Annotated in this window: 28 protein-coding genes; 8 read left to right on the top strand and 20 right to left on the bottom strand. The window is 64.8% G+C overall.

Features of this window, described 5'->3' with window-relative positions; translation table 11 throughout:
- Position 1 precedes the first annotated feature (1 nt).
- Complete coding sequence (locus tag QWE_RS16460) at positions 2-517, bottom strand: NlpC/P60 family protein (protein ID WP_006727290.1); 516 nt, start codon at positions 515-517, stop codon at positions 2-4.
- A 298-nt stretch (positions 518-815) separates the two neighbouring features.
- Here QWE_RS16460 and QWE_RS16455 point away from each other — a divergent pair, with 298 nt between their 5' ends.
- Both QWE_RS16455 and QWE_RS16450 read left to right on the top strand, forming a co-directional pair.
- The gene (locus tag QWE_RS16455; RefSeq protein WP_006727289.1) at positions 816-1,076 is read left to right on the top strand and encodes a CopG family ribbon-helix-helix protein; all 261 of its coding nucleotides are present in this window, start codon (positions 816-818) and stop codon (positions 1,074-1,076) included.
- A complete protein-coding gene (locus tag QWE_RS16450; RefSeq protein WP_006727288.1) occupies positions 1,076-1,384 on the top strand; it encodes a type II toxin-antitoxin system RelE/ParE family toxin in 309 nt (102 codons plus the stop codon). The genes QWE_RS16455 and QWE_RS16450 overlap by 1 nt, the downstream gene beginning before the upstream one ends.
- 105 nt (positions 1,385-1,489) lie before the next feature.
- On the opposite strand, the gene QWE_RS16445 is transcribed toward QWE_RS16450, so the two are convergent.
- From QWE_RS16445 to QWE_RS16430, 4 genes are all read right to left on the bottom strand, one after another.
- A complete protein-coding gene (locus QWE_RS16445; protein WP_006727287.1) occupies positions 1,490-2,110 on the bottom strand; it encodes a heparin lyase I family protein in 621 nt (206 codons plus the stop codon).
- A 304-nt stretch (positions 2,111-2,414) separates the two neighbouring features.
- Positions 2,415-3,311, bottom strand: a complete 897-nt coding sequence (locus QWE_RS16440) for a DUF2163 domain-containing protein (protein ID WP_006727286.1) — start codon at positions 3,309-3,311, stop codon at positions 2,415-2,417.
- A complete protein-coding gene (locus QWE_RS16435; protein WP_006727285.1) occupies positions 3,308-3,940 on the bottom strand; it encodes a DUF2460 domain-containing protein in 633 nt (210 codons plus the stop codon). Before QWE_RS16435 ends, QWE_RS16440 begins: the two co-directional genes overlap by 4 nt.
- Positions 3,941-4,029: 89 nt before the next feature.
- A complete protein-coding gene (locus QWE_RS16430) occupies positions 4,030-4,608 on the bottom strand; it encodes an NUDIX hydrolase (protein ID WP_006727284.1) in 579 nt (192 codons plus the stop codon).
- Positions 4,609-4,780: 172 nt separating this feature from the next.
- Here QWE_RS16430 and QWE_RS16425 point away from each other — a divergent pair, with 172 nt between their 5' ends.
- From QWE_RS16425 to QWE_RS25925, 3 genes are read left to right on the top strand one after another with little or no spacing between them, the layout of a single operon-like run.
- The gene (locus QWE_RS16425; RefSeq protein WP_006727283.1) at positions 4,781-5,026 is read left to right on the top strand and encodes a type II toxin-antitoxin system VapB family antitoxin; all 246 of its coding nucleotides are present in this window, start codon (positions 4,781-4,783) and stop codon (positions 5,024-5,026) included.
- On the top strand, positions 5,026-5,286 hold the full coding sequence (locus QWE_RS25930) for a type II toxin-antitoxin system VapC family toxin (RefSeq protein ID WP_006727282.1): 261 nt from the start codon (positions 5,026-5,028) through the stop codon (positions 5,284-5,286). Before QWE_RS16425 ends, QWE_RS25930 begins: the two co-directional genes overlap by 1 nt.
- Positions 5,255-5,449: a type II toxin-antitoxin system VapC family toxin gene (locus QWE_RS25925; RefSeq protein ID WP_338058792.1), complete on the top strand. Its 195-nt coding sequence runs from the start codon at positions 5,255-5,257 to the stop codon at positions 5,447-5,449. Before QWE_RS25930 ends, QWE_RS25925 begins: the two co-directional genes overlap by 32 nt.
- A 157-nt stretch (positions 5,450-5,606) precedes the next feature.
- On the opposite strand, the gene QWE_RS16415 is transcribed toward QWE_RS25925, so the two are convergent.
- The 4 genes from QWE_RS16415 to QWE_RS16400 form a co-directional block, all read right to left on the bottom strand.
- On the bottom strand, positions 5,607-6,218 hold the full coding sequence (locus QWE_RS16415) for a phage tail tape measure protein (protein ID WP_006727281.1): 612 nt from the start codon (positions 6,216-6,218) through the stop codon (positions 5,607-5,609).
- Between the two features lie 385 nt (positions 6,219-6,603).
- Positions 6,604-6,807: a phage tail assembly chaperone gene (locus QWE_RS24800; RefSeq protein WP_040300433.1), complete on the bottom strand. Its 204-nt coding sequence runs from the start codon at positions 6,805-6,807 to the stop codon at positions 6,604-6,606.
- The gene (locus tag QWE_RS16405) at positions 6,804-7,205 is read right to left on the bottom strand and encodes a gene transfer agent family protein (protein ID WP_006727279.1); all 402 of its coding nucleotides are present in this window, start codon (positions 7,203-7,205) and stop codon (positions 6,804-6,806) included. Before QWE_RS16405 ends, QWE_RS24800 begins: the two co-directional genes overlap by 4 nt.
- A 7-nt stretch (positions 7,206-7,212) precedes the next feature.
- Positions 7,213-7,620, bottom strand: a complete 408-nt coding sequence (locus QWE_RS16400) for a phage major tail protein, TP901-1 family (RefSeq protein ID WP_006727278.1) — start codon at positions 7,618-7,620, stop codon at positions 7,213-7,215.
- 676 nt (positions 7,621-8,296) lie between these two features.
- Here QWE_RS16400 and QWE_RS16395 point away from each other — a divergent pair.
- On the top strand, positions 8,297-9,493 hold the full coding sequence (locus tag QWE_RS16395) for an MFS transporter (protein ID WP_006727277.1): 1,197 nt from the start codon (positions 8,297-8,299) through the stop codon (positions 9,491-9,493).
- On the opposite strand, the gene QWE_RS16390 is transcribed toward QWE_RS16395, so the two are convergent.
- From QWE_RS16390 to QWE_RS16330, 11 genes are all read right to left on the bottom strand, one after another.
- Positions 9,490-9,939 (bottom strand): HEPN domain-containing protein, encoded by a 450-nt coding sequence (locus QWE_RS16390; protein WP_006727276.1) that lies wholly within the window; start codon positions 9,937-9,939, stop codon positions 9,490-9,492. The genes QWE_RS16395 and QWE_RS16390 overlap by 4 nt on opposite strands.
- Positions 9,929-10,297 carry a nucleotidyltransferase domain-containing protein gene (locus tag QWE_RS24480; protein ID WP_052018212.1) on the bottom strand — a complete coding sequence of 123 codons (369 nt, stop codon included), beginning with the start codon at positions 10,295-10,297 and terminating at the stop codon, positions 9,929-9,931. The genes QWE_RS16390 and QWE_RS24480 overlap by 11 nt, the downstream gene beginning before the upstream one ends.
- A 234-nt stretch (positions 10,298-10,531) precedes the next feature.
- A complete protein-coding gene (locus tag QWE_RS16380) occupies positions 10,532-10,930 on the bottom strand; it encodes a DUF3168 domain-containing protein (protein ID WP_006727274.1) in 399 nt (132 codons plus the stop codon).
- 323 nt (positions 10,931-11,253) lie between these two features.
- A complete protein-coding gene (locus QWE_RS16370) occupies positions 11,254-11,589 on the bottom strand; it encodes a phage head closure protein (protein WP_006727272.1) in 336 nt (111 codons plus the stop codon).
- A gap of 2 nt (positions 11,590-11,591) precedes the next feature.
- Complete coding sequence (locus QWE_RS16365) at positions 11,592-12,161, bottom strand: head-tail connector protein (protein ID WP_006727271.1); 570 nt, start codon at positions 12,159-12,161, stop codon at positions 11,592-11,594.
- A gap of 256 nt (positions 12,162-12,417) precedes the next feature.
- Complete coding sequence (locus QWE_RS16360; protein ID WP_040300542.1) at positions 12,418-13,704, bottom strand: phage major capsid protein; 1,287 nt, start codon at positions 13,702-13,704, stop codon at positions 12,418-12,420.
- 56 nt (positions 13,705-13,760) lie between these two features.
- Complete coding sequence (locus QWE_RS16355) at positions 13,761-14,336, bottom strand: HK97 family phage prohead protease (protein ID WP_006727269.1); 576 nt, start codon at positions 14,334-14,336, stop codon at positions 13,761-13,763.
- 454 nt (positions 14,337-14,790) lie between these two features.
- A complete protein-coding gene (locus tag QWE_RS16350; protein WP_006727268.1) occupies positions 14,791-15,111 on the bottom strand; it encodes a DUF6107 family protein in 321 nt (106 codons plus the stop codon).
- A gap of 638 nt (positions 15,112-15,749) precedes the next feature.
- Positions 15,750-16,922: a phage portal protein gene (locus tag QWE_RS16345; protein WP_040300430.1), complete on the bottom strand. Its 1,173-nt coding sequence runs from the start codon at positions 16,920-16,922 to the stop codon at positions 15,750-15,752.
- Positions 16,923-17,397: 475 nt separating this feature from the next.
- Complete coding sequence (locus QWE_RS16335) at positions 17,398-17,703, bottom strand: Dabb family protein (RefSeq protein ID WP_006727265.1); 306 nt, start codon at positions 17,701-17,703, stop codon at positions 17,398-17,400.
- 82 nt (positions 17,704-17,785) lie between these two features.
- Positions 17,786-18,406, bottom strand: a complete 621-nt coding sequence (locus QWE_RS16330; RefSeq protein WP_006727264.1) for a glycoside hydrolase family 19 protein — start codon at positions 18,404-18,406, stop codon at positions 17,786-17,788.
- A 209-nt stretch (positions 18,407-18,615) separates the two neighbouring features.
- Here QWE_RS16330 and QWE_RS25920 point away from each other — a divergent pair, with 209 nt between their 5' ends.
- Both QWE_RS25920 and QWE_RS16325 read left to right on the top strand, forming a co-directional pair.
- On the top strand, positions 18,616-18,741 hold the full coding sequence (locus QWE_RS25920; protein ID WP_256367279.1) for a hypothetical protein: 126 nt from the start codon (positions 18,616-18,618) through the stop codon (positions 18,739-18,741).
- 354 nt (positions 18,742-19,095) lie between these two features.
- The gene (locus tag QWE_RS16325; RefSeq protein WP_006727263.1) at positions 19,096-19,452 is read left to right on the top strand and encodes an endonuclease domain-containing protein; all 357 of its coding nucleotides are present in this window, start codon (positions 19,096-19,098) and stop codon (positions 19,450-19,452) included.
- Positions 19,453-19,559 lie beyond the last annotated feature (107 nt).

Genomic DNA, 19,559 nt, shown 5'->3' with positions numbered 1-19,559 from the left:
TTCAGATCCTTTCGGGGAAGCGGTAGATGCCGGCAATCCTGCGCCGCCAGGCCGGCACGAGCGCCGATAGCGTTACCGCCGATTGTTCATAGGCATGGATGAAAGCATTGGGCGGCGGCTGACTGGGAGCGTATTCCGCCGACAACCGCTCCCCTGCGGCGTCCATCGCACCGCCGCCCGCTTCCGACGCCATGCAGGCCAGAATGCCCGCATGCTTCGCCGCCAGATGCGGCCGAAAGCGAAACAGCACGAGATCCCCCGCCCGGCTCTCCGCAAAGGACGCAACCGCCAGAAAATGCCGCCCGGCCGCGGCCAGCAACCGCTCCTCACCCGCCCGCTCCGCCCAGTCAGGCGCATAGGCCGGCACAGCCTCGGGCTCTTTGCCATAAAGCTCCCGCCAGATCCCGCGGACGAGTCCGAGACAATCGCAGCCCACCCCTTTCACCGATCCCTGATGCCGATAGGGCGTGCCGATCCAGGTCCCGGCAATCGCCAGGACGGATGTGTTGACGGACATGGGGAGGCTCCGGTTTGGGCGGTTGGATTGGGAAGCGGTGAGTTTGGAATGGACGAAGGGATCGCGCGAAGGGAATCGCCGCCATGGAGGCGAAGAGCGAGCAACAGCATTTCCCCTCACCCTGAGGTGCCTCGCCCAGCGAGGGCCTCGAAGGGTCGAGGCCAGATCTGCTGCAGTATCCTCCGAGCCCCTGCTCTGCAGGGGCTCCTCAGGATGAGGTCTGCCGCCTCGCAAGAGGCCCCTTCATCCATCACCAAATCCGTATTACAGTGTATTACGCTTGTACCGGAGGATCACGATGACCAAGCCACCTCTATCTGATCCGATTACGCTCCGTATCCCCGAGGATGTGCTCGCCGACATCGAGACGATCGCGCAGGCGACCGAACGCTCGCGGAGCTGGGTCATCGTGCGCGCGCTCAGAACCTATCTCCAGCGGGAGGGGGCGGAAATCCTCGCCTATCGACAGGGCCTCGAAGAGGTGGCCGCCGGCGACGTGGAGGACATCGACCAGGTCCTCAAAGACCTTGAACGCATCGCATCCGACAAGGTCGCCTGATGCGCGTCTTCCTTTCGAAATCGGCAGCAAGCTGGCTTCGAACGGAAATACGGTACCTGCAGCAGCGAAGCCCGGCCGGGGCGCAAAACTTCATCGCGCGCATCTCGAATGCAAGACTCGTGCTTGGCGCGCATCCTGAAGCCGGCCCGGTTGCCAGAAGCCTGCCCGTTCCAGGAGCCAGAACCTTCGTCATCGGAGACCATCTGCTCGACTACATCATAGAGGCCGACCACATCGTCATCGTCACGATCCGTCATGGGCGCATGCGTCCACCGGATCTGCCATTTGATGCGGACTTCGAAGATTGAAGCGCGGAAGTTCATCGTGCGGCATACCCCAGCATTTCCCCTCACCCTGAGTGCTCTCGCCCAGCAAGCGGGGAGAGGGGGCGCAGGCGTGGGGCCTCTTGGCCCTCACCCCGCCGCCCGGCTGACGAGCCGGTAGCTCGCCTCCTGGACGGGGCCGACCAGGCCTGCACGCATGTTGCGATAGATACCGTACTTGAAATGCATCGACTGGGTCGTGGCCGGCACGAGCGGGATGCCGGTCTCCTTGACCACCGTCCGGCCATTGACCGAGGCTGCAATCGCCCCGAGGCTCGCATGCCAGGTGAAGGTGTAGACGAAGGTATTCCATACGCCCTTGTTCAACGGCGTCTGATATTCGACGAAACTGCCGGCTTCCTTATTGTTGAGGCAGATCGTGAAAACACCCTCTTCATAGCGATTGAAGACGGTGTCATAGGTCCCGTTATGCCACTGGCCGAGCGTCTGCTTCGGGCTATATTCCGGATAACCCTGCGGGATCTGCAGGTGAAACTGGTAACGCCAGGTGGAGCCGATCGCGTCTTCCGTAGTCACCCGCGCCTCGCAGCGCTCGCGAAAGTTCGCCGCATCGCTACCCTCGGGACCGTTCCAGTAATCCCCGGCCTTGACGATGAAGGTCTCCACACCCCTCGCCCTGATATAGCGGCTCTCGTCGACCGCCTGAACGTAATAGGCATAACCGTTTCCGTCGGGGCAAATGATCTTCATGGGGACAGTCCTTTCATGCTTGGGGGATGTCGGCGTTGTCAGGGTTCTCCCCGCCCCGAGGTGCGCCCTCGCAGCGTCAGGGCGTCAAAGGGTTGGGATATGGTCAATGGTGTCCTCCTGCTCACGGCTCCGAGAGATCGGCAGCTTTTGCCCTTCACCCTGCCCTCTCCCCGCAAGCAGGGTGAGCGGGCGCGAGCGTCGGCCGTCTCGGCCTTCTCCCCGCCTGCGGGGAGAAGGTGCCGGCAGGCGGATGAGGGGCAGCGAGAACGGACCCCTCCCCCTCAAGGCGAGGGTCTTTGAGACCTCACCGATACAACACCCCGCCGTCATGGGTGCTGTCGCCGCTGACATAGGAATAGGCGAAGTCGCTGCCCGGCATATGTGGAAAACCGCGGAAATTCAGCGGGTTGCCAAAGATTGCTCGACACGTGGCAAAACTCTTGTCGCAGCCGACCGTCAGCGTCACGGCATCGCCCGCCCCCGGCCGCGCCTCCAGCGGCAACCAGAGCCTCAGCGTGAGCAGCCCACCCACCACAGCACTGCTCTCCTCGATCGCCAGCCGCTTGCCGGCCAGAAGGCCATCGTCGAACCTGAGATGCCCGAGCCGGAAATGCCCCTCGCCCACGCCCGGTAGGCCAGACACCGTCAGCCGGTCGGCCGCGAGCACCTCGGCAACGACGCCCGCCACTCTTCGATTGCCGATGTCCATGTTGACCCGGCACCTGTCATCGCCGAGATCGGCGTCGCAGCGCCTGTTATAGATCCGCCCCTCCGCCTGCTGCAGGCGATGGGCAAAGCTGCGGAGCTCCGCCGAAAAGCCCGGTCCTGCGCGGCTGACCTCGCCGATTTCCTGCAAGGAGATCAGCGCGTGCTGCTCCTCCGGCGCCTGCCAGTTGGTGAGAAAACACTCGACCCGCGCACCGTCAAAACGCCCGGCGGCGAGGTCGTCTTCGGTGATCGCCTCGCTCGAAAAGCCGCCACGCACCTCGGCACCCGGCGCCGCCAACCCGCTGGCGCTGCTTGCCTCGGTCGCCGCAAATCCGGCGCCCGGTTCGAACACCGTACCGGCGAAGATCAGCCGCTGGTCGTGCTCGGTAAACCCCAGTTGGAAGCCGTCGCGGCATGTAACGCGCCACGCCCGGGAGAGCGTCGTCTCGCCGGTCGCGACATGGGCGGCGAGCGCTGCGGGAAGCCGTCTCATGGGATCACCTCGATCAACGGAATGGAGGGAATGCGCCCGGCCCGGAAGGCTTCGAGATCGATCTTGATGCGGTCGGTGTCGAAACGGACTGGCACGTCATAGTCGAAACCCGCCCGGATCTCCGCGCCCTCTCCCGGCACATGACCCGCCGCAAACGTAACCATCCCGGTCGTCGCATCGACAGAAAACCCACCCGTCTGCTCTACCCCGTCGATCGCAACCCGCACCGAACCCGCCACCGGTTTCACCACCGGCCGCCGCTCGACCGCCGCGCCATCGCCATAGGCCTTCACCAACTGAAAAGCCGAGGTCTCGCCATCGCCCGCCCCGATCCACTGGTCGAGCGGCGTCACAGCCTCACCCGGCCGCGCCGAGGAGCCATCGACGGGATCGCGAAAGCGAAACCCATGCAGCTGCCCGCCGCGCGCCTCGAAGAATTCCAGCACAGCATAGAGATCGGCGACCGAGCGCACCGCGGTACCGACATCATACCGGCGCCTCGAAAATCGCCAGCGCCGATTGCGCGCCTCGCGGCCATTGGAGAGCGAAACGATATCCGTCTGCCGCCCCGGCCCGCCGCTCGTCGTCAGCGACAGGCGCAACGGAAAACGCTGTTCGTGAAAGGCCATGACGGGCTCCAAGACATAGATCGAGGCACACCCGCTTGGGGCGCCTCATGATGTATTGACGGATTTTTCCAGGGAAGGGATCGGCGCGATCAGCGAGATCTGCCGTTTGGTACAATCGTCAGATAACCGGCAGTCATCAGAGCCGTGTGCAACGAAGACACATGCAAGGCCTGCTCCAGCAGTCCGGTCACGATCCACTCGAGATAACCGACCAGGCTCTTCAGTTCCACTGTCAAGCCCTCTTCGCCCGCGTCCAGGTTTGGTGAGGTCGTGCGCACGGCACCCTGGGCGAGGAAGGTATGAAGTCTGTTTGTCTGTAAGGCAGGATTGGGAAAGCGGGAGGCGACCAGATTGAAATGCGGGGCGGTGTAGCCGGTTTCCTCCAGCAGTTCGCGCCGTGCGGCCACCTCCAGATCCTTGTCCAGGTCCTCTACCGCTCCACCTGGCAACTCAAGGAAAGTCCGCCCGGCAGCATGTCGATATTGCCGCGTTAGCACCAGATGCTGGTCTTCGGTGATGGCAACAATGTTCACCCAGTCGGGATAGGAGAGCACGTAGTAGGGATCGATCTCTTGTCCCTGAGGCGTCTCACACGTCTCGGCTCGCAGATCGATCCAGCGATCCTTGACGACTTGCTGGCTCTGGCGAACGCTCCACTTCGAATCCATGCGCATCTCCCTGCGAAACGAGTGACCGTAGACCCAACTTCCGTTGTCGTACAAACGGTCATTGCATGCCAGGCTTGGCGCCGACCGGCTGCCCAAGGCGCGGCTTGCGCCCCTTGGAAAAGCGACCACTGTCATCTACATTGAAAGCGGAAAACATCTACATGGAGCCGCCATGGCCATCAATGTCAACAATCCGGAAGCCGATGCGCTGACGCGGCAGTTCGCCGAGATGGCAGGCGTCGGCATCACCGATGCGATCGTGATCGCCATGAAGGAGGCGATCGAACGGCGCAATCGCGCCGAAACAGCGCTGGAAACGGCCGCGCGCCTCAGGAAAAAACACCAGATCGTGCTGGCGGAACGGGCCCGGCGTCCCCTTCCCCGCGCAGTCTTCGATGACCTGTGGGACGACAACTGATGTTCGTCGACGCCTGCGCGATTATCGCCCTTCTCTCGGACGAGCCGGAAGCACAGCGCGTGTCCGATGCGCTCGCATCCCTCACGCGGCCGTTCACTTCCCCGGTCGCTGTCCTCGAAACGGTTCTCGGTCTCGCCCGCCCGGACAAGCTCAATCTTCCGGTGCCTGCGGTTCAGGCCCTGGTGACGGAATTTCTCGAAGCCTACGGAATTTCTCGAAGCCCGCGGCATCGACATCCGCGATCTGCCGCCAGCCACTGAGACGGTTCGGCTCTCCTCGGAGGCAGCCCATCGCTATCGGCATGGCCGCCACGGCCTGAACCTCGGCGACTGCCTGCATTATGCCTGCGCCAAATTCCACGGCGTCCCGATGCTTGCCACCGCCGACGAGTTTCGCGCCCCGGATCTGGAGGTCGTCGCCTGAGCACAGGCCGGGCGCCGGCCGCGCTTGCTTGATTGCAGCTTCCGACGCCGGCCGCCCTTTCCTTCTCCCCGCCTGCGGGGAGAAGGTGGCCCGCAGGGCCGGATGAGGGGTAAGCCATTCCCTACTCCCTACTCCCTACTCCCTACTCGCTCCCCACTCACATCCCACGCCGTCCGCGCCCCACGGAGCGCGCCAGCATCGCCGTGATCTGCCCCTCGCTTCTGGCGAAACTCGCTGCATCGCTTGCCGTCACCTGGAAATGGATGACCGTCGTGCCACCGCCGCCCTCAGCCGCCACGCCGAGCGCGCCGTCCGCACCGCGTTTCAGCGGCAGGATCGCCTCCGCCCCGGCCTCGCCCATCAGTCCGGTCCCGCCGGCCATCGGAAAGTAGGTGGGCGCTGCCACGACGCCGCCCTCGGCAAACGGCGTGACCCGTCCCGGCACGCCGCCTTGCGCAAAGGCGGTAACCCCGCCTCCGGATAGCGCCGATCCAAACCCGGCGGAAAGGCTGCCGATCAGGCTGCCCGCCGCGTTGCCGAGCAGGGTCTCGAGCGGCTTCAGGCCCGAGGCGAGTGCGATGTCGGTGAGCCGCAGCCCGACCCCGCGCAACACCTCCTCCAGCCCCTTGCCGCCTGTCGTCGCACCTTTGAGCGCCGAGGTCAGCGCCCGGCCGAAACTCGCCGACCGGCTTTCGAGATCGTCGAGCACGGAAAGCGCTGCAACCGCATCGAGGTCGACTGCGACCGAAAGTGTGTCGTCATCGGTCATGGAAATGTCCTTTCGTGAAAGGGCCTGACGGACAGGCAGGAGACATCCGTGATGCCTGGCATCACTTTCCCCTCACCCTGAGGTGCTCTCGCACCGCGAGGGCCTCGAAGGGCGAGGCCATCGATCCAGTTGCTGAATGGATCCTTAGAGGCCCCGGCGCGGGCAGGGTTTCTCAGTATGAGGCGACGACAGTTCGCTCCCCCCTTGAGGGGAGGTCGCCGCGAAGCGGCGGGTGGGGTGAACCTGCTCTCGGCAGCAAATCCTGCTGGATTTCACGCCACCCCGAACCTGCGGTCCACCCTCCCCCTCCCCCTCAAGGGGAGGGTGGCTTCGACGCAAGCGTCACCCGATCCTCGCCCCGAGGGAGAGGCACTCACGCCGACGCTCAATCCGGAAACTGCCGCATCAAAGCCTCCACCTCGCGCCGCGACAGGCCACCGGACTCACCGAAAGCCCCCGCCATTGCCGCCAGCTCCGGCAGGCTCAGGCCCCAGAAAACGTGAGGAGAAAGCCGCAGACGGGAGAAACCAAGCGTCATCACCGATCCCCAGGGAAACGGCCGGACGTCTCGCCCGCCTGCGGCCCTCAAGGGGAGGTGCCGCCCTCGCCTGATCTCAGATCCTGCGCGTCTGGTTCAGCCCCAAAGGTCACCGCCAGCAGATCGCCCACCAGTTTCGCTGCACCCGCCACGCCGCCCTCGACCGCCATCTCGGCGACATCGGCATCCGAAACGCGGTTTCCCCCGCCACGCAAGCCGCAAGCGAGGATGCGCGTCAGATCGGCGCTCTTCAGCCGGCCGCCGGCAAACCGCGTCGCGAGATCCGTGAGACTGTCAGCCCCGAAAGCGGTCTCCAGCTCGGCAAGCGCACCGAGCGTCAGACAGAGAATGCGCCGCTCGCCGTCGATGACGCCTTCGACCTCGCCGCGATGGCGGTTGGCGCGGTTGACCGTCACCGGCTCGCGCATCTCGCGTTCATAGCCCCGCATGACCACCTCACAGTGCCGCGAAGGAAACGGCACCGGCCGATTCCAGCGCGATCTCGAAGGTCACCTCGCCCTCGTGATTGCCGGCATAGTCCAGCGCCGTCACCTGAAACGGTGCGGTCACCGTGCCGAAATCCGGGATCACCACCTGGTAAGTCAGGATCGACCCTGCAAAGAAGGCCGCCCTGACCAGTGCGTCCGAAGCCGCATCCTTGAACAGGCCTGAGCCGGTGAGCCCCGCCCGCCTGACACCCGCTCCCTCCAGCAATTCCCGCCAACGCCCGGCACTTTCACTATCGGTCACATCGACCGATTGCGCATTGAAGGCGAGCCGCCTCGCCCTCAAGCCCGCCACCGTCACAAACCCCGCCCCATCCTCGACCTTCAGCAACAGGTCCTTGCCCTTCTGCGCGCCCATGGTGTCTCTCCTTTGATGATGTCTGTGATTGTCTGTCGGGGGGGAGGCGCCGGCGGCGCTCCCACCTCCCCCTTGAGGGGGAGTTCGCCGCAAAGCGGCGGGTGGGGTGATCTTCGCCAGAATGGGCACAGCCGGAATCGGCATCCCCCCCCCTCAAGGGGAGGGTGGGCAGCGCTCCCATGCGTCCCCTTGAGGGAAGGAACCCGTCCCAGACAGGACTCGAGCGGTGGCCGAAGGCCAGAAATCGATCCAGTGAATCGATTTCAGCAAACGAAGGCCTGAGCGCGACGCCGCGCGAAGGCGATGAGAAGGCTTGAGGTCTGCGCAAGCTGCATAAACTTCAGATTTTCCAAGAAAGGGGCACTGTGAGATGGGCGCGGCTTAACGAGCCCACGTCTTGCCCAGATATGCCGCATCACCCCTCAAGGGGAGAGTGGCAGCGGCACACCCATGCGTCCCCTCACCCTGAGGTGCCCGGCAATGCCGGGCCTCGAAGGGCCGAGGCCACCAACAAGACGGATGCTTCGAGGCCCTCGCCTGGCTCGGGCAGCTCAGCATGAGGACCTCGTACTGGGCACGCCCTAACACGCGCGCACCCTAAGATTTTACCCTATCGCCCACCCTACAACCGGCCTAGAAGAAAACCCCCGCCCCGAACTATCCGCCTGAGTCTCCCATGAACATGCCCCGCACCCTCCTCGTTGCCGCGCTTGCGGTCTCGCAGATCCTCGGCTGGGGCACGACCTATGAAATGCCGGCGGTCTTCGGCCGGGCCATGGCGTCCGATCTCGGACTCGCCAACGAGACCGCCTTTGCCGGACTCACCGTAATGATGCTGACAATGGCCTTTCTCGGACCCTGGACCGGCCGACTGATCGCCCGCCACGGCGCCTCGAAGGTGCTCGCCATGGGCTCCATCCTGATGGCCACGGGCCTTGCCATGCTGGCGCTCTCCACCGGCATCGTCACCTATGCAATCGCCTGGCTGATCCTCGGCGCCGGCGGATCTTTTGCGCTCACCGTGCCGGCCTTTGCCGCCGTCGTCGAGCGCGAGGGTCACGGCGCCCGCCGCGCCATCGGCATCCTGATGATCTTTACCGGCCTGTCCTCTGCTGTCTGCTGGCCGCTGCTGACGCTGGCCGGCGAGGCCTTCGGCTGGCGCGGCGCGCTGCTGGCAGCAGCCGCAGCACAGCTATTTCTGGCGCTGCCGATCCATCTGTCCCTCGGCCGCATCGCGATCGCCCGCTCGGCCGAGGACCTCGCCGCGGATGCCCGGGAGCCGCTGGAGTTGAGCCGTCGCATGGCGACGATTGCCTTCCTGCTGATTGCGCTCTCGACCTCGCTCGCCAGCCTGATGACCTTCGGACTGTCGCCGCAGCTCCTGCATATTCTCGAACTCTCCGGCGCCACGCCGGCTCTGGCGCTCCAGCTCGGATCGCTGCGCGCCGTCTTCGGCATTGCTGCCCGCGCCTTCGATCTGGTGCTCGGCAAGCGCTCCTCGCCGGTGACCACCGGGCTTGCCGGCATGGCCATGCTGACCGGCTCGACCCTGCTTCTGATCTTCTCATCCGGCACGCCGTCGAGCCTGCTGATGTTCACCGCGCTCTACGGCTTCGGCTCCGGTGTCGCAACGCTTGCGCGCGCCACGCTGCCGCTCGCCTTCTTCTCCGCCAGCCGCTTCGCCCGCCAGTCGGCGCGCCTCGCTCTGCCGCAAAACCTCGCCAATGCGACGGCCCCGGTCCTGATGACGGCCGTCATCGACCGCGCCGGCATCGACGCCGGCCTCGTGCTTGCCACCCTCTTCGCCGCCACCGGCTTTGCGGCCATCCTGGCGCTGGCGGTGATTGCGAAGCGGGGACGGGTCAAGGTCTAGGCGCGCGGTGGGCTTGACGTCGTTGCTGGCAAACGATCCGAGGCGAGAAGCTCGACGCCAAAATACCCCGCGAGATCGGTCAGGATTTGCTTCAGCTTTGCGAGTGCTGCTTCCAGTTCAACGCGTTCGGCCCGCGCCGGAATTCGACCGGCGTCCTTGGGATAGCGATAGGTCGTCGCGAACACCGTCAGGAAAGTCAGCGGTGCAAACCGCGCCTTAAATGGATTCGTGTCGGGCAGCAGATCCCGCAACACGTCGATGCGGTGGCTATCCCGGCGCTCGGCCCGGATACCCTCCGCCGTCAGAAGGGCCAGCAGCATTTTCTCCGCAGCCTGTTGTGCGTGATAGGCGTCATTGCGGTTATCGGCAGCCGCAAGCAAGATCGCCGCCTCCAGATCCTCACGCGCCAACCGCAGTGCGTTGGCGATGTGCAGTTCAGCGGACAAGCAAAATACCGTCGTCTACGATGTGACTGGCCGCAGAATTCGCGACCTGAAGGTCCGCCTGGAAATCCGAAAGGCGCGCAACCGAAACGTCTGCATGCACCCCTGAGCCTTCCTGCAGGCGCCAGCCAAACAGCGGCGACATCAGCGTCTCCGGCGCGTCGTCCGAAACGATCACCTTCAGATCCCAGTCGCTTTGTGCCGTTGCCGCGCCGCGTGCACGACTGCCATACAGGATGACATCAATCGGATCGCAGGCGGCTTCGATGCGAGCAAGCAGGGTCTGCAGCTCCGGAAAGTCTTCCGGATCCGCCGCCCTGCCACCCAGGCTTTGCGCAATCAGGCCCATCGATCCACCCATGGAAGGTTTTATCGAAAGATAGCCGATTACCCGGGCAGTTTCCAGAGGGCCGCACTTTGTCGCGGCAAGGCGGACTTGGGCACCCACTCGGCGACCGTCCATCCCTCATCCCGAGGCGCCGGGCAAAGCCCTGCCTCGAAGGATCGAGGCCACAGAAAAACTGCTACCGGATCCTTCGAGACCCGCGCGGTGCGCGGGCACCTCAGGATGATGAGGTCGCAGCAATTGGACACATCACTCCACCACCGCCCGAAACCCCGCCTCGGCCACGAACAGCCCCGTCTTCACCTCGCGCCGGCTCGTCGTCCGGCGGTGGCGAAAATTGACCAGCCGAAACCCATCGAGCCCCTCCGGCAAGCTGTCGGCCAGTCGCCTCACCTCCGCCACCAGCCCTTCGGCCTCACGTCGGGAGACCGCACTCCAGGCCTCGAGCGTCAACAGGATCTCCGCGCCTTCAGCCTCGCCGGTCGAAAAATCGCGCGCTTCGACCGTGCCGACGACCAGCGCCGGAAAGCGTTGCGGCCGGACCGTTCGGTCGGACAGGCCCTGGGGTCCGAGCGCGGCTGTCAGTGCCGTGTCCGCCTTGACCGCCTGTTGAAGCGCTGCCAGCACGGCATTGACTGCATTCGTCATCTCACATTCTCCCAAGGCTTTGCCGTGTGACGCCGACCGGCTCTTTCGTGACTCTCGCGCACAGCCGGTGTCCGCGAAGCTTCCATCTGGCTAGCCGTCCGTCCGCGCCTCACCAGTCACCCGGTTATCGCGTCCGTCGGCACCCCGGCCTTCGGTCGCCGGCCCATCCGCGTCCATCCAGGCCCCCTCCGCCGAGGCCCGATCGCTCAGCTTCGCCACACGGACCGCCAGTGCCCGCCGCAAGATGTCTGCGAGTTGCCTGCCCGTCTCCTCCAGCGCCACGCCACGCCGCCCGGATCCGCGCCCTTGTCTGGCGCCGCCGCTCATCCCGTCACCTCGCGGCAAAGCGCCAGCTGAAAACGGCCCGTCTCGTCCGGATCGCGCACCGCCAGGATATCGAACACACGCGCTCCTTTTCGAAAACGCTGCCCGGCCACGAGATCGCCACGGGCCCGCACCGTCACATGATGCGTGACGGTCGCCACAAGCCCCGGCCCCTTCTCCTCCTCGGCAAAGCTGCGCGGCTCGACCAGCGCCCAGACACGGGCCAGTTCGACGAAGCCGGTCGCAGCCCCGCCCTGCCCATCTTCCACCGCCCCCGGCCGCTCCAGCACCAGCCGCGCCGTCAGCCGCCCGGCATCAATATCGAGCAGCGCCATGGTCAAAGCCCCCGCCGGCAAAAGGGCGCAATCAGCCGGTCGTAACCCGGCGGCACCACAGCCGGCTGGGCCTCGACCGCCACCACGCCCCGGCAGGCAAACATTGCCGCCACATGCAAAAGCATTGCCCGCTTCAGCGTCTCCGGTAGATCTGCGCCGCTCTCGCCAAAACCAGCCGAAAACTCCACCTCGATCCCGTTCATCGCCCGCCCCGGCTGCGGCACATCCCGCAGCCAAAGCCGCGCCGGCCGCGCCTGCCCATCGAGCAGATGCCCTTCGAGATCCACCGCCTGCGGCTCGCCGTCCCCGTCATAAACGATCACCGAAGTGATGGCCCGGACCGGCCCACGCGGAATGGTCACAACCCCATCCGCCGGCCAGTCGTCGATGCAGAGCCGGAAATCCCTTTCCGCCAGCACCAGCCCCGTCTCGCGCTCCAGATGCTCGCGGGCAACCGTGGCAAGCGCTGAAAGCAGCGCATCCTCGTCCTCCGTATCGAGCCTCAGATGCGCCCTGATCTCGACAAGCGTCAGCGGCTCCACGGCGGGTGGAGTGAGTTCAATGATGGTCATGGGAGTTTCCTTGAAAGCGGATTGCAGGCGCACCCCTCACCCTGAGGCGCCGGGCCACGCCCGGCCTCGAAGGGCGAGGCCACCCTGAAGAGTTGAGACATGGGATGCTTCGAGGGGCGCGCCGCGCCCACCTCAACATGAGGGAGCCGAAGTGCTGGGGCGGGCCCACCTCCCCCCATGTGGGGGAGGTCCCGCGAAGCGGCGGGTGGGGGTAACCGAGCTTCCGACCCTCCCCCTCAAGGGGAGGGTCAAAAACTCACGCCGAAAACTTCACCAGCTTGATCGCCTCGAAGTCCTGCACGCCGCCGCCCACACGTTTCGTCGTATAGAACAGCACATAGGGCTTGGCCGAATAGGGATCGCGGAGCACCCGCACACCCACCCGATCCACCACGAGATATCCGGCGCGAAAATCGCCGAAGGCGATCGCCGTGGCATTGGCCGCGATTTCCGGCATGTCCTCGGATTCGGCCACCGGAAAACCCATCAACGAGGCGGGGTCACCGGCCCGCGCCGGCGGCGCCCAGAGATAGTTGCCGTCGGCATCCTTCAGCTTGCGCACCGCGCCCTGGCTGCGGCGGCTCATGACGAATGTGCCGTTCTGCCGGTGCCCAGCCTTCAGCGCATAGACCGCGTTGATCAGCACGTCCGAGGCGCCGCTTGCCGCGAAAGCCCCCGCCGCCCCCGTCGAGACAGTGCCGATCTTGCCCCATTCCCAGGATGCGTCATCCACCTGTTCGTAAGACAGAAACCCCTTCGGCTTCAGAACCCCGTCGCCCGAAACGAAGGCCTCGCCCTCCTGTTCGGCAAAGGCGATGTCGACTTCGGCCGCAATCCAGGCCTCGATGTCGACGGCGGCATCGTCGAGCAGACCCTGGGTTGCCGCCGGCATGGCATAGAGCTCCATTGTCGGGAAGGCGAGCTCGGAAAGCTCCGGCGTGCCGGTCTGGCTTCGCGCCGCCGTCTCCGCCACCCAGCCGGAGGCAAAACCTGCCGCCGCAAAGGGCTTCTTCAGCACCGCGCCCGAAACCTGCCGCACCGTTGCCAGCGAACGGATCGGCGAGATCACCCTGAGCCTCCGGCCGATCTCCTCGTCCACCTGCGGCGGCACCAGGTAGCCGCCATCGCCCGACACACCTGCCGACAGCGCCTTCTGGTCGAGATCGCGCAGCGCTGCATCATCGCCACGCCGCACATAGGCCTCGAAAGCCGCCTTGTGTTCGGCAAGCCCCGCCTCGTCGCGACCGGGCCGCTCCAGCGCCGGACGGCGCTTTTTCAGCACGAGTTCGTCGAGCAGACGGCTCTGCTCGTCGATCGCCTTGTTGATCCGCTCCACCTTGTCGCGGGTCACGACATCGCTCGAAAGCTTCTCCTCGATCTCGCCCAGCCGCTCGTCATTTGCCTCCTTGAAGGCCTCGAAAGCCGTCATGAATTCGGCAAAGGCTGCCGTCACCGTATCGGGTGCCGCCTTCACCTCCGGTGCGAGCTTCGCCGCCGACACCTTCGCCCGCTTGCCGCTCCGCCCGCCTGCAGCAGACGCCATACGCCCCGCCTCGCCCATCATCTCCTGCCCTGTCATCATCGCCTCTTCCATGTCGCTCATCCTTTCGTGAAGTGATTGTTCGCCATCGAGCGAGCCGCCCGGCGCATCAGCCGGACGAGCTCGGTTTCCCTGTCGCGGTAGAACCGCCTGTGCTTGACGTTGGAGACCCTGGCCGTCGGCAGCATGGGAAAGGTCACCACCGAGATCTCCCAGAGATCGGCCTCCAGGATCCGCCGCACGGCCGTCTTGCGGTCGGCCCGCGTCTTGACCGCGCGAAAGCCTATCGACAGGCCATCCAGCGCGCCCGCCTTCATCAGCGCATGCACTTCGCGGGCACGGGCCACGTCGGTCGCCAGTCTCCCCTCGACATAAAGCCCCCGCTCGTCCTCGCGGATTTCCGTCCAGCGGCCGATCACCTCGGCCGGATCGTGCTGAAAGAGCATGCGCACGCCACCCGCCCCGCGCTTGGTCAGCGAGGCTGCAAAGGCCCCGGGTTCGATCGCATCGCGGCCCAGATCGACCTCGCCGAACAGGCTCGCATAACCCGAAAACCGCCCATCGCCCGCCACGCCCTTCAGCGTCAGCCCGGCATAACAAAACCGCGGCGCACCCGCCGTTTCCAAAGCCTGCATGGCTCGTCTCCTCGTGATGTTGATTTGTGTCTCGGCGTCGCATTCCACCTGGCCCCCGGTGGGCGTTCGGCGGCGATCCGCTCTCCCCCCTTGTGGAGGAGATGTCCGCGCTTCGATGCAATCGAAGGAGAACAGAGGGGGGTTGCCGTCGTACCCGCCGCAGCCGCCCACCTCGCCCTTGAGGGGGGAGGTCGCCGCAAGGCGGCGGGTGGGGGTGATCCCGGCTGCGAGTGGAATGCTGAACCCAGAAGGAGGCGCCGAAGTCATCACCCCACCCCGGAGCTTCGCTCCACCCCCCCTCAAGGGGAGGGTGGATAGCCGCACCGCCGGCACCCCCTCACCCTGAGGTGCCCGCGCACCCCCCGGGCCTCGAAGGGTCAAGGCCACCGATAACAACCTAGCGCCATCCTTCGAGGCCCCTGCCTGCGCAGCCGCTCCTTAAGGATGAAGGCGTTCACCCACCCACCTTGTCCCCCGCCCGGCCCGTCAGCCGCACCAGCACACCAAGCCCCCACCAGGCGGTGAAGGACGCCAAGGTCGCCCCGGCCAGCATGGTCTCCGCCGTCGACAGCTGCCCTTCGAGCCCCAGCTGGCCCGCGCCCCAGAGACCCGTCGGTCCGCCGAAGATCAGCCCGCAGGCGACGCCGGTCAGAAAGCGCACGGCCGCCTCGCGGCGATGTTTGGGAAGCAGATAGACCAGCGAGATTGCGGAGCCGGCGATAGCACCGATCACGCGCGCGGAGGTCACCCCGCCGTCATGGCCGAAGTCAGTCATTTGTTCATCTTTCGCGGTTAGCTTTGGTATGAGCGCCGGCCGGAACGATCCCGCCGACAGGCTGCGGCCGGCGCTTCCTCTTCCTTGTACGCACTCGTCGAGCGCTTCACCCGTCAGGTGAAGTGGGCGCAGATTGTCGAGTCCCTGGAATCGCTTGGCGGCGAAAGTTCACAGTCTGATTCCGTCGGTTCAATTGATGCATGAAGCCGCGGCCGGTCCTGCCTGCCTGGGCCTTGCGTCAAAACCGCATCAGTGCGACTTCTTCTGCCGGAGTGATCCAGTCGGCGGTGAGACCGGCACCGGGTGGGAGCTGGGACTGGGCGTCCATGGGCGCGTGTCCGTATCTGTCGAGCGAGCATCCTAGCGGGAACATACAAACCCGGCATCCTAGTGATGCTAGGGTTGCCAAGAGAACGGACCCCCTCACTTGCGAAATCTGAAGTTTAGGCGGCTTGCGCTCGCCTAAGCCTTCGATTTCGCTTTCTCCCCCACAGAGGGGGAGAGGGAACGCGCCGCCAGCCGCATCGACACCTCTCCCCTTTGTGGGAGAGGTTACAAAATCGAGGGCTTAGCCCGATCAGGGTTAAACCTCAGATTTTGTTGGTGAGGGGATCCGTGCTTGTGGCACAACAAACCCCTCAATACCCCACCGCCTCGCGCTTCTCCTCATCCGTCAAAAACGCCGCCGCCCCCACCCGCGCCCAGAGCGCATCGCGTTCCGCCGAAAGCCCCGCGACCGTATCGAGATCCGGCACCAGCCTCAGCGCCTCGCCCGTCAGCTCTCCGAGAAACACCGAAAGCGAAGCCCCCGTGCGGGTCACCAGCGGCAGCACGGTCAGCCGATAGAAGGCGCGATTGGCCTCCTGGTAATTGGCATAGGTATTGTCGCCGGGAATGCCGAGCAGCATGGGCGGCACGCCGAAGGCGAGTGCGATGTCGCGCGCTGCCCCGTTCTTCGCCTCGACGAAATCCATGTCCTTGGGCGAGAGCCCCATGGACTTCCAGTCAAGCCCGCCCTCGAGCAAAAGCGGCCGCCCGGCGCGCATCGGGCCGGAATAGCCCTCGTCGAGCTCCGTCTTCAGCCGCTGATACTGATCGGTCGAAAGATTGCCGCCCTCCTTCGGCTGGTAGACCAGCGCACCGGAGGGCCTTGCCGAATTGTCGAGCAGCGCCTTGTTCCAGCGCCCCGCCGCATTGTGCAGATCGAGTGCCACTTGCGCGGCCGCGAGCGGCGCAAATCCCTCGTGATCGTCGAGCGGATGAAAGAGCTTCAGATGCAGGAGACCATCGAGCGCGATCCGCCTTGCCCTGGTGCCGGCGCGGTAGTCATATGCAGACGGCCAGCCGTCGGCCCCGGTCACCACGCTCACCCTGTCAGGCCGAAGCAGATGCAACTCCGCCGCCCGATCAGAGGCACGCCCGCCCGCGGCCACCGCCTCGACATAGGCATTGCCCGAGAGCAGCAGCTGGCCATAGAGCGTCTCGAGAAAATCCGCCCCCGTCATCGCCCCGTTCGGCCGTGACAAGAGGGCAAGTGCCGGATGCCCCGGCTGCTCTGTCTCGCGCTGATAGGCGAGGAAGGAGATGCTGGCGGCGGCCTCCGAGACCATCCGCACGCAACGATGCGCGACCGGGTTCTTCATGAACCCCTCCCGCGCAAGTGCCGCATATGATCTGCCCGTCCACCGCGCCTCGCCCTCGCCCGCAATCAGCGCCAGCGCCGTGCCGGGTCGGGGGTGGAGTGCCTTCGCCTCAGGCACAGGGGGTCGATCCCGGGCGTGCGCCCAGGGCAGACGAAAGGGGAGTTTCATGGCGACTATCCTAAATGAGGTGGTTGGGGTCTCGAGTGCGTAGGCTTGGCTTCAAGCCAACCATCGCTTATCATCTAGAGGTTGCAACCTGGATCACGGAAAAGGGTCAATGCAGATGAACGCGCCAAGAGACGGTCTGACGGTTCTCATCCGAAACGAGACCCAGAAGCTGACAGCGAACTTCGTGAATACATGCGGGACGACAATGGTGGCGATCGGTGTGCTGACGCCGACGATCAATGCGATCGTGACGGATCCGAGAACGCTTAGCCCGCTAGCCGTCTTGGGATTTTCTGCATTCGGCGTTATATTGCATTTGTGGGCACGAACATTTCTCGCGGACCTTGAGGAAGCACCATGATGGACATCACCGCGACCAGCGGTTTCTTCAATCAGGCCGGCCTGTTTTTGCTCGGCGTGTCGATCCTTGCCGGGATCTACCTTCTGCTGCGCCGGCGTCAGAGCCGCTGAGCTCTCACACCCGCCCTGTCACCGCATCCTCCACCACATAATCCGCCGCAAACCGCTCCTCGCGCAGCGGCTTCACACGCCGGATGCTCTCTTCATACAGCGGATGTGCCTTGTAGGCGGCGAGTGCTGCCTCGTCCTCGAATTCGCCATAGACGACGAGGTCGATGCTGCGGTGAAAGCCGTCGGTCTTCACATTCGTGCCGATCTCCAGCCGTTTCGCGCTGGGGATTTCCGTCAGGATCGACAGCCCCGCCCTGACGGCCTCCAGATTTTCGGGGCTCACGGTGAAGAAGACGATGTGGCGGATCATGGGGCACCCTCAACCTGTTGCAACGCAAGAGCCGATAGCATCGCGCCGCCTTCCGCTCAATGCGCCGCCTCGCCCGTCTCACTCACACCACCAGCCCCGCCCTGATTGCCGCGTCGAAGGTCCGCGCCGTCACCCCGATCTTCTTCGCCCGGTCGGTGCCGTTGACGATCTTGCGCGCGCCCGTCCAGTCGGCTTTCGTGCCTGAAAAGAAGTCGGAAAGCCTGGCCCCCGAAAACAGCCCCTCGGTCATGCCGACCACCAGAATGGTCGCGGACACGTCGAGCCTCAGCGCCAGATCCGGTTCGGCGACGAGGTCGAGGCCCGTCACCCGGCTCATCTTCGCGTAATTCTCGCGATGGGTGATCTGCACCAGACCGCGTCCATAATAGCTCCGGCCCGCTGCATCGCGGCGCCAATAGGGCGTCGACACCGTCGGCAGCTTCCCCGCCCGCCAGGCCCGTTCCAGCCGGTTGACGGCTTCCTCATCGTCGGGCGCAAAGGTCTCGCGCACCGCCTGCATGGTGCCGCCGGTCTCGTGATGCGCGGTCGCCAGCATATAGGCGAGCCAGCGCGGATCGCCCCAGCCGCGCGCCGAAAACCGCGGCAGCACCGCCTCCACGCCATCCACCTGCCCTTGAGACAGCCGCCCGCCGAACACGGCATTGCGCAGCCCCGCGAAGACGATTCGCCGGTCGATCCGCATGATGAAATCCTCGATGTCGGGGAAAACGGCGCAACGCCTCGCCTCTGTGGGGGCAGCGCCGACAAAAAAAAGTTCAGAATTAAAACGATTGAAGAAATTTCAATCGTTTAGAGCTCGTTCCGTTCATATTTACAAAGGTTTAACGCTGTGGAACTTTCGCCCCACAGACACGTTTGGAGGCCAGACTTCCAAACCCGAGGAGGGAAGAGATGCAGACGAACACTTCGACCAAGACCGCCGCGCCGGCAACGATCCCGGCCCATGTCCTGCAGCGCCTCGAAAACGAATGGCGCCAGGTCCGCCAGCCGGCAGCCCCCGCAACGGCTGCGAAGTAAACCGATCCACCGCATTGCAGTGTGAAACCGGCGCTCGAGAGGGTGCCGGTTTTTCGTTTTGGATGCCTACTGAACCGATCCCCTCACCAACAAAATCTGAGGTTTGGCCCTGATCGGGCTAAGCCCTCGATTTTGTAACCTCTCCCACAAAGGGGAGAGGTGTCGCAGCCGCCAGCCCTGCGCTCCCTCTCCCCCGCTGTGGGGGGAGAAAGCGAAATCGAAGGCTTAGGCGAGCGTAAGCCGCCTAAACTTCAGATTTCGCAAGCGAGGGTTCGGTTACACAGGCACAACCCTACTGATAACTTGAAAACACAACCCAAAAGCGCATACTTCCCCCATCCAAAGGGTCAGTTCATGCGCTACGAACCGAAACCCCTCGCCCAAGCCCGCGCACGACAAATGCGCGCCGACCCTACCACACCCGAAGCCATGCTCTGGCGGGCACTCCGCGACCGCCAGCTCGGCGGCGCAAAGTTCCGCCGCCAGGTGCCGCTCCGCGGCTACATCCTCGATTTCGTATGCTTCGAAGCGAAACTCATCGTCGAAGTCGACGGCGGGCAGCACGGCGACAGCGCCCACGACATCGGCCGCGACGCCCTCTTCCGCGCCGAAGGTTTCCGCATCCTGCGTTTCTGGAACGACGAAGTGCTGGAGCATCTCGATGACGTCTGCCGGCATATCCTTTCGGAGCTGCAAAATGCGGGTGGGTGAGGGTGGCAGTTGAACCGATCCCCTCACCAACAAAATCTGAGGTTTAGCCCTGATCGGGCTAAGCCCTCGATTTTGTAACCTCTCCCACAAAGGGGAGAGGTGTCGCA

Source organism: Agrobacterium albertimagni AOL15 (assembly GCF_000300855.1).
Lineage (GTDB): Bacteria > Pseudomonadota > Alphaproteobacteria > Rhizobiales > Rhizobiaceae > Allorhizobium > Allorhizobium albertimagni.
The sequence above is the reverse complement of the archived record's forward strand: the minus strand, read 5'-3'. Positions and strand labels throughout refer to the sequence as shown.